Here is a 10,155-nt window from a genome sequence, read left to right as displayed (position 1 = left end):
GATGTTCTCGCGGATCGTGCCGGCGAACAGCCACGGATCCTGCAGCACCATGCCGGTGCGCGACCGGACGTCGTTTCGGGTGAGCTCGGCGATGTCCTGCCCGTCGAGCAGGATGCGGCCGGCGTCCAGTTCGTAGAACCGCATGATCAGGTTGACCAGCGTGGTCTTGCCCGCGCCGGTCGGGCCGACGATCGCCACCGTCTGCCCGGGCTCCACCCGGAATGACAGGTCGGTGATCAGCGGGCGATCGGGCGCATACGAGAACTTGACGTTCTCGAACTCGATGACGCCTTCGCCGTCGACCGGCTGGGGCGCATCCACCGCGTCGGGCTCCTGCTCGTCGGCGTCGAGCAGCTCTAAGACCCGCTCGGCCGATGCCGTGCCCGACTGGATCACGGCCGCCATGCCGCCCAGCTGCGAGAGCGGCTGGGTGAACTGCTGCGAGTACTGGATGAACGCCTGCACGTCGCCGAGACGCAGCTGGCCGCTCGCGACCATGAGCCCGCCGAGCACGGCGATGCCGACGAACGACAGGTTGCCGATGAACATCATGCCGGGCATGATCATGCCCGACAGGAACTGGGCCTTGAAGCTGGCCTGGTAGAGCTCCTCGTTCTCGGCGCGGAACTTCTCGTGCGAGTCCTGCTCGCGGCCGAACACCTTCACGAGGGCGTGGCCCGAGAACGACTCTTCGACCCGCGCGTTGAGCAGGCCCATCTTGCGCCACTGGATTCCGAACGCCTTCTGCGACTTCGGGCCGATGATGCCGAAGATCACGGCCATCAGCGGCAGGCTCACGAGCGCGACGAGCGCCAGCTGCCACGAGATCGAGAACATCATGATGAGCACGCCGACCACGGTGAGCAGCGCGGTGAGAGCGCCCGACAGCGACTGCTGCATGGTCTGGGTGATGTTGTCGATGTCGTTGGTGACGCGGCTCAGCAGGTCTCCGCGCTGCACCTTGTCGAAGTGCGACAGCGGCATGCGGTTGATCTTGGCCTCGACCGATTGGCGCAGGCGCCACATGGTGCGCACCATGATCACGTTGATCACGTAGCCCTGCAGCCAGCCCAGCACCGACGCCACGATGTAGAGCGCCAGCACGAGAACGAGCACCTGGGTGAGGCGGGCGAAGTCGACGCCCTCGCCGGGGGTGATCTGCATCGCGCCGACCATGGTGGCAAGGTCGCCCTGGCCTGCCGCGCGCAGCTGCTCGATGGCCTCCGCCTTGCTGCTGCCCGCCGGCAGCTGCGCCGAGATGAATCCCTCGAAGATGATGTTGGTCGCTTCGCCGAGCACGCGGGGGGCGAGAACCGTGAGCACGACGCTGATCGTGCCGAGCAGCGACACGAAGGCGAACGCGAACGCGTGCGGCCGCAGCAGCCCGATGAGCCGGCGGAAGCTCACGCCGAAGTTGGCGGCCTTGCCGGGCGCGACGCTGTCCCACGAGTCGGAGGCGATGCGCGCCTTCTCGGCGAGTTCGAGTTCGCGCTTCTCGTCTTCGCTCGGCTCGGGGGTGACGGGTGCTGTCTTGCTCATGCGCTGGCCTCCATTCCGAGCTGGGATTCGACGATCTCGCGGTAGGTATCACTTGTGACGAGCAGGTCTTCGTGGGTGCCGGCGCCGACCATGGCGCCGTCGTCGAGCACGATGATGCGGTCGGCGTCGGTGATCGTGGAGACCCGCTGGGCCACGACGATTTTGGTGACGTGGGGTAGTTCTCGCCACAAGGCCTGCCGCAACCGGGCGTCTGTCGTGAGGTCGAGCGCCGAGAAGGAGTCGTCGAAGACGAGGATGTCGGGGTTGTGCACGATGGCGCGCGCGATCGCCAGCCGCTGGCGCTGCCCGCCCGAGACGTTCGTGCCTCCCTGCGCTATGCGGGCCTCGAGCTGGCCGTCCATCTCCTCGACGAAGTCGCGGCCCTGGGCGATCTCGAGCGCGCGCCAGAGGTCGTCGTCGGTCGCGTCTTCGCGCCCGAAGCGCAGATTGGATGCCACGGTGCCGGTGAACAGGAACGGGCGCTGCGGCACGAGACCGATGCCGGTCCAGAGCAGGTCGAGTTCGACGCTGCGCACGTCGACGCCGCCCACCAGCACCGCGCCGCTGGTCACGTCGAAGAGTCGGGGAATGAGCGACACGAGCGTGCTCTTACCGGCTCCGGTGGAGCCGACGATCGCGACCGTCTCGCCGCGGCCGGCGGCGAAGGTGATGCCGCCGAGCACGCCCTTCTCGGCTCCGGGGTAGATGAAGCCGGCGTCACGGAACTCCACCGTTCCGGGTGTCGGGAACTCGGTGACCGGAGTCGTCGGGCGCACGAGTGTGGTCTCGCTCGCGAGCACCGCGCTGACCCGCTCGGCGGAGACCGCGGCGCGCGGGATCATGATCGTCATAAACGTCGCCATCAGAACGCCGCCGAGGATGAGCCCGACGTACTGCATAAACGCGAAGAGCGTGCCGATCTCGATCTCGCCCGCGTCGACGCGGATACCGCCGAACCAGATCACGCCGACCACAGTGACGTTGAGCACGAGCATGGCGAGCGGGAACAGCAGAACGAAGAGCGAGCCGACGCGACGGCCGACGTCCATGATGTCGGTGTTCGCCGCTTCGAAGCGCTCTTCTTCGATCGGTTCGCGAACGAACGCCCGCACCACCCGGATACCGGTGAGCTGCTCGCGCATGATGCGGTTGACGGCGTCGAGCCGCTTCTGGAAAAGCCGGAACAGCGGCACCATGCGCGCGATGATCACGCCGACGATGAGCAGCAGTATCGGCACCACGACTGCGATGATCCAGCTGAGCCCGATGTCTTGACGCACGGCCATGATGATGCCGCCGATGGCGAGCAGAGGCGCCGACACGAGCATGGTGGCCCCCATCATCGCCAGCATCTGCACCTGGGTGACGTCGTTCGTGTTGCGCGTGATGAGCGAGCCGGCGCCGAACTGCGACACCTCCCGCTCGGAGAACGCGCTCACGCGTTCGAAGACGTCGTTGCGGATGTCGCGTCCGGCTTGCATCGCCGCGCGGGCGGCGAAGTACGTCGCGATGATCGACGCCGTGATCTGGCCTAGCGAGATGGCGAGCATCAGCAGTCCGGTCGACCAGATGAAACCGGTGTCGCCCGTGGCGACGCCCTCGTCGATGATGCTGCCGTTGAGCGTAGGCAGGTAGAGGGAGGCGAGCGCTGCAGCGAACTGGAAGACCAGTACCGCGATCAGTTGAGTTCGGTACGGACGGAGATAGCGAACAAGAAGTCTTCCCAGCATTGGGTCTCGTTTCCAGAAGTGAATCGATCGAAGGCCGCGCCGTGCGCCGTCGGCCACCTGCTCCCGTACTGTATTGGCCACCTCCGACATCGCACCAGTCGCGTACTCTGCCAGCGTAAAAACGGGGCGACGCGAAGAAAGATCCGCTCCCTTGTCGATTGGGCGTGGCGCCGTTCGACCTCCGGGTGAGAGGGTCGAGAGAACGACCGCCGACGAACGAAGGAGTACGAGATGGCCAAGTACATGCTGATCATGAGGGCGACCGACGAGCTACTTGAGAAGTTCGCGAACGTCGACTTCAACGAGATGCTCGAGACGATGGGCAGGTTCAACGACGAGCTCATCCGAGCGGGCGTGATGCTCGCGGCAGAGGGTCTCGACGATGCGAATAACGGCGTCGTGGTCGACTTCAGCGGCGAGACCCCGGTGGTCTCCGACGGCCCCTACGGCGAGACAAAGGAGCTGTTCAACGGCTTCTACATCCTCGACGTCGCCTCGCGAGAAGAAGCGGTCGAATGGGCGAAACGGATGCCGCAGATGGACGGTGCCAAGGTCGAGATTCGCCGGGTGCCGGGTATCGACGAGTTCCCACAGGACAACGAGTTTGTGCAGCGCGAGCGCGAATGGCGCGAGCGCACCGGGCAGCTCTAGACAGGTGAAAGACACCGGGGCGCGGGCGGCCGTCGAGGCGGTGTGGCGCATGGAGTCCGCGCGCATCGTCGGCGCCCTCGCCCGGTACACCGGCGACTTCCCGCTCGCCGAGGACCTGGCTCAGGAGGCTCTCGCCGAGGCGCTGGTCTCCTGGGCTGTCGACGGGGTGCCCGCCCAGCCGACCGGGTGGCTGCTCACCGTCGGCCGGCGTCGGGCGATCGACGCGTTCCGGCGGCCTTCCGCCCGCGACGACCGGTACGCACTGCTCGCCCGCGAGCTCGAAGACGAGATGGCGGGCGCCGACACCCTGTTCGACCCGCAGGCCGTCGACGACGACGTGCTGGCGCTGATGTTCATCGCCTGCCACCCGATCCTGCCGAGGGAGGCCCGCATCGCTCTGACCCTGCGGGTGGTCGGCGGACTCACCAGCGCGGAGATCGCCAAGGCGTTCCTGATTCCCGTGCCCACGGTGCAGGCACGCATCACCCGGGCGAAGAAGACCCTCGCCGCCGCCCGCGTGCCGTTCGCCGCCCCGGCGTCGCCGGACGTCGCCGAGCGTCTCGGCTCCGTGCTGCAGGTGGTCTACCTCATCTTCACCGAGGGTTCGCACGCGTCATCCGGAGACGAATGGATGCGCACCGGCCTCTCGGACGAGGCGCGCCGGCTGGCCCGCGTGCTCGTTCGGCTCGCGCCGGAGCCCGAGGTGTTCGGGCTGCTCGCGCTGCTCGAACTGACGGCGGCGAGGTTTCCGGCCCGGCTCGACGCGTCGGGAGAGCCGGTGCTGCTCGAGCACCAGGACCGGGCGCTGTGGGACGGCGCGGCGATCCGTCGCGGGCGTGCCGCGCTTGCCCGGGCCGCGACGGCGGGCCGCGGGCTCGGCGCCTACGGACTGCAGGCCTCGATCGCCGAGTGTCACGCCATCGCGCCCTCGGTCGAAGACACCGACTGGCCCCGCATCGTGCTTCTCTACGAGGCCCTGGGCCGGCTCGCGCCGTCGCCCGTCGTCGAACTCGGCAGGGCCGTCGCGGTGGCGATGGCCGAGGGCGCCGCCGCCGGTCTCGCGCTCGTCGACGCGATCGTTGCGCGCGGCGAGCTGCCCGGTTCGCACGTCCTGCCCGCTATCCGCGGCGAGCTGCTCACGCGGCTGCACCGCTTCGACGAGGCGCGGACGGAGTTGGGGAAGGCCATCGCGCTGTGCGACAACTCCGCCGAGCGCGCGAACCTCGAGCGGAAGCTGGCGGAGCTCCCGTGACCGTGGCGCCGGTCGAGATCGCCCTGCCGTTCGCCGGCCGCTGGCTCGCGATGAACAGCCCGGCCCGGCGCGTGCCGAGCCACGGCGTCGACCTGTTCGGCGAGCGCTACGCGATCGACTTCGTCGGTGTCGACGATCGGCACCGCACGGCCGCGCACGCCGACTGGCGCACGGTGCTGCACACCGAGCCGCCCGAGCGGTTCTTCTCGTTCGGGCGGCCGATCCTCGCGCCGGCCGACGGCGTCGTGGTTGCGGTGCACGACGGCGAACCCGACCACGAGGCGCGGAGGTCGCAGCTCGCTCTGGTGCCGTACGCGCTCGGTCAGGCGGCGCGGGTGCGGCTCGGACCCGCCGCGGTCGCCGGCAACTACGTGGTTCTGGAGCTGCGGGAGAGCGGCGCGTTCGCCGCCCTCGTGCACCTGCGTTCCGGGACGCTGCGGGTGGCCGTGGGCGACCCCGTCGTCACCGGGCAGCAGCTCGCGCAGTGCGGCAACTCGGGCAACTCGACCCAGCCGCACGTACACCTGCAGCTGATGGACAGCCCCGACCTCGCCGGCGCCCGCGGGGTGCCGGTGGCGTTCCGCGGCTACCGCGAGTGGATCAGGGGCACGCGACATCCGAAGGTCGTTGCATTGGGCCTACCCGGCGAGCGCAGCGTGGTCGAGCCGGCCTAGTGCTGACGCGGCCGACTCGCCCGGGTCATCGGCGGCAAATTGCGGTTCCTAGGCGCCGGGAGCAGCAATTTGCCGCCAGTGAGACCGCGACCGCCCCCTCAGCGCGCGTCGAGCAGCCCGACGACCTCGGCGGTCGTAGCCGTCTCGCCCAGGATCGGAAAGATGCGCAGCACGCTGTTGTCGTGCGCCTCCGCGCGCATGTCGGTGATGGCGTCCACGGCCACGACCACGTTGAAGCCCGCGTCGTAGGCGTCGCGGGCGGTCGACTCGACGCCGAAGCTCGTGGCCAGTCCGACGATGACCACCTGGGTCACGCCGGCGTCGGAGAGCCGGGCCCCGAGGTCGGTGCTGGCGAACACGCTCCAGGCCCGACGGGTGACGACGATCTCATCCGCCGCCGCCACGATCTCGGGGATGAGCGCCGACATCTCCGCGGGCCAGACGGATGCCTTCCCTCCGTACTCGGAGCGGCCGGCGGCCGTGCCGTCCACGTTCGCGATCACGACGGGGAGGCCGCGCGCGCGGAAGGCCGCGAGCAGCGTGCTCGCGTTCGCGACGACGTCCGCGACGGGGTGCACCGTGGGATTGCGCACGGTGCCGGCCTGGAGGTCGACGACGATGAGGGCGGTGTTCGGGTCGAGGGTGCTGATGGTCATGGTCGTTCCTTCGGTCGGGCGATGAGGGTGGGCGATGTGAGGGATCCAGCGGTCAGAGCACGGCGCGAAACGCGTCGATCGCGCGGTCGATCGCCTCGGGCGAATCGTCGATCGACCCGTCGGCGGCGGGGGTGAACGCGTACCGCATCACGGTGCCGGCGATCATCAGCAGCGGTAGCGAGGGCGCACCCGGGTCGGACGCGGCGAGCGCCACCTTCACGAGCGTCTCGGCATCGCGCACGTGCCGCTCGACCCGGTCGCGCAGCGCGGGGTGCAGCTTGAGCAGGTGTTGACGCTTGGCGGCGAACGACGGCAGGTCGTCGAAGACCGAGCGCACGGCGGCAGACATCAGCCTGACGACACGGGCGAACGTGTCATCCGTCGACGAACCGAAGGCCTCGAGGTCGTGGGCCGACAACCGCGGCGGCCGCGTCGCGAGAACCGCGTCTTCTTTCGTCGGGAAGTAGTTGAAGAAGGTGCGGCGCGAGACGCCCGCCTGCTCCGCGATGGCGTCGACGGTCGCGCCGACGAGTCCGTGTCGCAGCACGAGGGTGACGGCGGCGGCGTGGATCGCCTCGGCAGACCGCGCTCGGTTGAGTGCGCGGCGTGAAGGGGGCGGATGCTGCATTCCGCAAGTTTATGCACTGGTGCAGAAATATTCATCCACCCGACACACATCCCACGTGGGGCAGACTTGTTGGATGCTTACCGTCAATGCCTACGCTGCACCATCCGCCACAGAACCTCTCGTCAAAACCACTATCGAGCGCCGCGACGTCGGCCCGAAAGACGTGCTGATCGAAATCAAGTACGCCGGCATCTGCCACTCCGACATCCACACCGTGCGCGGCGAGTGGGGCCCCATCTCCTACCCGCAGGTCGTCGGCCACGAGATCGTCGGCTTCGTCACCGAGGTCGGCTCCGAGGTCTCGCTGCACAAGGTCGGCGACAAGGTCGGTGTCGGCTGCATGGTCAACTCCTGCCGTGAGTGCGAAAACTGCCTCTCCGGCAACGAGCAGTACTGCCTCAACGGAAACACCGGCACCTACGCCGCGGTCGACGTGGACGGAACGGTCACCCAGGGCGGCTACTCCACGCACGTAGTCGTCGTCGAGGACTTCGTGCTCACGGTGCCCGACTCGATCCCGTTCGAGAAGGCCGCTCCCCTGCTCTGCGCCGGCATCACCACCTACTCGCCCCTCTCCCACTGGAACGCCGGCCCCGGCAAGAAGGTCGCCGTCGTCGGCATGGGCGGACTCGGCCACATGGCCGTGAAGATCGCGCACGCGATGGGCGCCGAAGTCACCGTGCTCTCGCAGAGCCTCAGCAAGCAGGAAGACGGGCTGCGTCTCGGCGCCGACCACTACTACGCGACGAACGACTCCGCGACGTTCGGCACCCTCGCCAACACGTTCGACCTCATCATCAACACGGTCAGCGCCCCGGTCGATCTGCAGGCCTACCTGTCGCTGCTGCGTCTCGACGGCACGATGGTCAACGTCGGCGCTCCGCCCGAGCCGCTGCCCATCTCCGTCTTCGGCCTCATGGGCAACCGCCGCTCCTACGCCGCATCCGGAATCGGAAGCATCGCCGAAACCCAGGAGATGCTCGACTTCTGTGCCGAGCACGGCATCGCACCCGAGACCGAGCTCGTCGCGGCCGACTACATCAACGAGGCCTACGAGCGCGTGCTCGGCTCCGACGTGCGCTACCGCTTCGTGATCGACATCGCGACGCTGGCCTAGTCGGAACGCACAGACCTTCGGATGTCGCGGGGCCCGGGCCCCGCGACATCCACCGTCACTTCTCAGCCCACAAACTTGGCGCCAGGCGGTTAGCTTAGGCTAGCCTCAGTTCGTGCCCAAAAGATCTTCCCGAACCGTGCCGACCGACCCGCAGCTCTACCGCGCCGAGGTCATCGCGAGCTACGACCTCTCCCCGAGCCTGCGCCGCGTGACGGCCGGCGGCGACGACCTGAAGGACTTCCCGTGGATGGGCTACGACCACTGGTTCCGGCTGTTCCTTCGCCGCCCGCACCAGAGTCGCTTCACACTCCCGCAGCTGAGCGGCGCGAAGTGGTACAAGGAATTCCTCGCCATCCCCGAAGACGCGCGCCCGCACTGCGCCAACTACACGGTCGCCGACTACCGGCCCGAGACCGGCGAGATCGACATCGACTTCGTCATCCACCGGGGCGCCGACGGGGCCCTCGAGGGCGGCGGCGCCATCTGGGCCTGCGGCACCGCGCCGGGTGACGAGTTCGCGTTCCTCGACCAGGGCATCATCTTCGACCGGCCCGACGACGCCTCGGAGGTGCTGCTGGTCGCCGACGAGAGCGGTCTGCCCGCGGTCGCCGGCATCCTGCGCTCGCTTCCGCACGACACGGTCGGCCGCGTCATCCAGGAGGTGCCCACCCACCTCGACCGCCGCGACCTGGTTCGACCGGCCGGTGTCGACATCTCCTGGGTCGTGCGCGACGACTCGAACCTCGTCGCCGGCGTGAAGACCCTTGCCGCGCTCAAGGAGTACCCGCCGCTCGACCCGAACGGCTACGGCTTCGTGGTCGGCGAGTCGCGGCTGGCCACCGAGGGCCGCCGCCAGCTGCACAGGCTCGGGCTGCCCAAAGACCGCATCACGTTCTCGGGCTTCTGGAAGCACTGAGCGCGCACAGCCCGGCGCAGGGGGCCTCGATACGGTCGCTAGAGCGACCTACTCGACCGGCATACCTGGCGGCTTCCACGCGTCGATGTCGACCGCGTAGACCCAGCGCTTGCCGGGAAACTCGGTGACCGACCAGATCTGGCGACGCGCGGGCCAGACCGCCAGGTCTTCCGGGCCGGGAGGCAGCACGTGCTTGTGGCGGGTCATGCCGCCGGGGGTGCCCACCCACAGGTCGCCGCCGAGCTTGTCGCCCCGGCTGGCATTGACGAACCACGTGTCATCCGCCAGCACCACTCCCTGCATCTCGGGGATCCCGGGAACGTGCGTCGCATCGACCGTCGCCCGCCCGTCGAACACCCGCAGCCGCGCGAGCCGCGGCGAGCCCTTCTTGCTGTACTCCCCGCTCACGAGCCGCAGCTCGGCCGCGTCGTCGTCGTTCTCGAGCGCGATGAACGAGTACCGCAGCGGCGTCTCCCCGGAATCCCGCGGTGCGAAGCTGCCGAACTCCGGCAGCAGGTAGCGGTAGCCGAAGGGTCCGGAGCCGCGGCGCAGCAGACCGCGTCGCGGCAGGCTCAGGATGCCGGAGAGCCGGAACTCCCGGAATCCCCCACCGGTCGCCGCCACCAGCAGCCGGTCGCCCGACCAGACGATGCCGCCGGCGTGCACCACCACGGGCTCGAACACGGTGCCCTCCGCCGTGCGGCGCGGGGCGACGAGCAGCACGTGCCGGTAGCGCGGTCGCCGCGGGTCGCTCAGGTCGACGACGCTCACCCGCGAACCCTGCTCGACCCCGCGCTTGGGCTGCGCGTACCAGCTGGTGATGGCGATCGGGCGGCCCTCGAACTCGCCGACCGCGATGCCCTGCGGCCACCACCGCTGGTTGTACACGTCGATGAGCCGCCAGCGAAAGCCCTGGACGGCCGCTGCGCCCGGAACCCGCACCCGCCGCGCGCGGTGCCCCCGGCGGGCGAGCAGGCCGCGGAGCCCGATGC

At 69.0% G+C, this 10,155-nt stretch carries 10 protein-coding genes; 5 read left to right on the top strand and 5 right to left on the bottom strand.

Going from position 1 to position 10,155, the window contains the following annotated elements; genetic code table 11:
• Both ACLQ6X_RS16325 and ACLQ6X_RS16320 read right to left on the bottom strand, forming a co-directional pair.
• Window positions 1-1,539, bottom strand: a 1,539-nt coding sequence (locus ACLQ6X_RS16325; protein ID WP_411701200.1) for an ABC transporter ATP-binding protein, incomplete at its 3' end; no start/stop codon positions are given.
• Window positions 1,536-3,269 (bottom strand): ABC transporter ATP-binding protein, encoded by a 1,734-nt coding sequence (locus ACLQ6X_RS16320; protein ID WP_411701199.1) that lies wholly within the window; start codon window positions 3,267-3,269, stop codon window positions 1,536-1,538. The genes ACLQ6X_RS16320 and ACLQ6X_RS16325, both read right to left, overlap by 4 nt.
• A gap of 231 nt (window positions 3,270-3,500) precedes the next feature.
• Here ACLQ6X_RS16320 and ACLQ6X_RS16315 point away from each other — a divergent pair, with 231 nt between their 5' ends.
• From ACLQ6X_RS16315 to ACLQ6X_RS16305, 3 genes are read left to right on the top strand one after another with little or no spacing between them, the layout of a single operon-like run.
• Window positions 3,501-3,920, top strand: coding sequence for a YciI family protein (locus tag ACLQ6X_RS16315; protein ID WP_411701198.1), 420 nt, complete (start codon window positions 3,501-3,503; stop codon window positions 3,918-3,920).
• Window positions 3,921-3,969: 49 nt separating this feature from the next.
• A complete protein-coding gene (locus ACLQ6X_RS16310; protein WP_411701201.1) occupies window positions 3,970-5,172 on the top strand; it encodes an RNA polymerase sigma factor in 1,203 nt (400 codons plus the stop codon).
• Window positions 5,169-5,846, top strand: a complete 678-nt coding sequence (locus ACLQ6X_RS16305) for a M23 family metallopeptidase (protein ID WP_411701197.1) — start codon at window positions 5,169-5,171, stop codon at window positions 5,844-5,846. Before ACLQ6X_RS16310 ends, ACLQ6X_RS16305 begins: the two co-directional genes overlap by 4 nt.
• A gap of 98 nt (window positions 5,847-5,944) precedes the next feature.
• Here ACLQ6X_RS16305 and ACLQ6X_RS16300 read toward each other — a convergent pair whose 3' ends face one another.
• Window positions 5,945-6,502, bottom strand: coding sequence for an isochorismatase family cysteine hydrolase (locus ACLQ6X_RS16300; protein WP_411701196.1), 558 nt, complete (start codon window positions 6,500-6,502; stop codon window positions 5,945-5,947).
• A 52-nt stretch (window positions 6,503-6,554) separates the two neighbouring features.
• Window positions 6,555-7,130 (bottom strand): TetR/AcrR family transcriptional regulator, encoded by a 576-nt coding sequence (locus ACLQ6X_RS16295; protein WP_411701195.1) that lies wholly within the window; start codon window positions 7,128-7,130, stop codon window positions 6,555-6,557.
• Window positions 7,131-7,203: 73 nt separating this feature from the next.
• Here ACLQ6X_RS16295 and ACLQ6X_RS16290 point away from each other — a divergent pair, with 73 nt between their 5' ends.
• Both ACLQ6X_RS16290 and ACLQ6X_RS16285 read left to right on the top strand, forming a co-directional pair.
• Window positions 7,204-8,247, top strand: a complete 1,044-nt coding sequence (locus ACLQ6X_RS16290) for an NAD(P)-dependent alcohol dehydrogenase (RefSeq protein ID WP_411701194.1) — start codon at window positions 7,204-7,206, stop codon at window positions 8,245-8,247.
• 112 nt (window positions 8,248-8,359) lie between these two features.
• Entirely contained in the window at window positions 8,360-9,163 is an 804-nt protein-coding gene (locus ACLQ6X_RS16285; RefSeq protein WP_411701193.1) for a siderophore-interacting protein, read from the top strand.
• Window positions 9,164-9,211: 48 nt separating this feature from the next.
• Here the strand turns inward: ACLQ6X_RS16285 and ACLQ6X_RS16280 are convergent.
• Window positions 9,212-10,155 (bottom strand): hypothetical protein (locus ACLQ6X_RS16280; RefSeq protein WP_411701192.1); only part of this gene is annotated, 944 nt, incomplete at its 5' end.

This window comes from Conyzicola sp., from assembly GCF_046714715.1.
Taxonomy (GTDB): Bacteria; Actinomycetota; Actinomycetes; order Actinomycetales; family Microbacteriaceae; genus Conyzicola.
Note: the sequence above shows the minus strand (reverse complement) of the source record. Positions and strands in the feature narration are given on the sequence as shown.

Bases quoted from the DNA above. Each gene is read 5' to 3' on its own strand.
- ACLQ6X_RS16300 (WP_411701196.1), bottom strand. From the start codon at position 6,502: ATGACCATCAGCACCCTCGACCCGAACACCGCCCTCATCGTCGTCGAC.
- ACLQ6X_RS16310 (WP_411701201.1), top strand. From the start codon at position 3,970: ATGGAGTCCGCGCGCATCGTCGGCGCCCTCGCCCGGTACACCGGCGAC.
- ACLQ6X_RS16290 (WP_411701194.1), top strand. From the start codon at position 7,204: ATGCTTACCGTCAATGCCTACGCTGCACCATCCGCCACAGAACCTCTC.
- ACLQ6X_RS16320 (WP_411701199.1), bottom strand. From the start codon at position 3,269: ATGCTGGGAAGACTTCTTGTTCGCTATCTCCGTCCGTACCGAACTCAA.
- ACLQ6X_RS16315 (WP_411701198.1), top strand. From the start codon at position 3,501: ATGGCCAAGTACATGCTGATCATGAGGGCGACCGACGAGCTACTTGAG.
- ACLQ6X_RS16295 (WP_411701195.1), bottom strand. From the start codon at position 7,130: ATGCAGCATCCGCCCCCTTCACGCCGCGCACTCAACCGAGCGCGGTCT.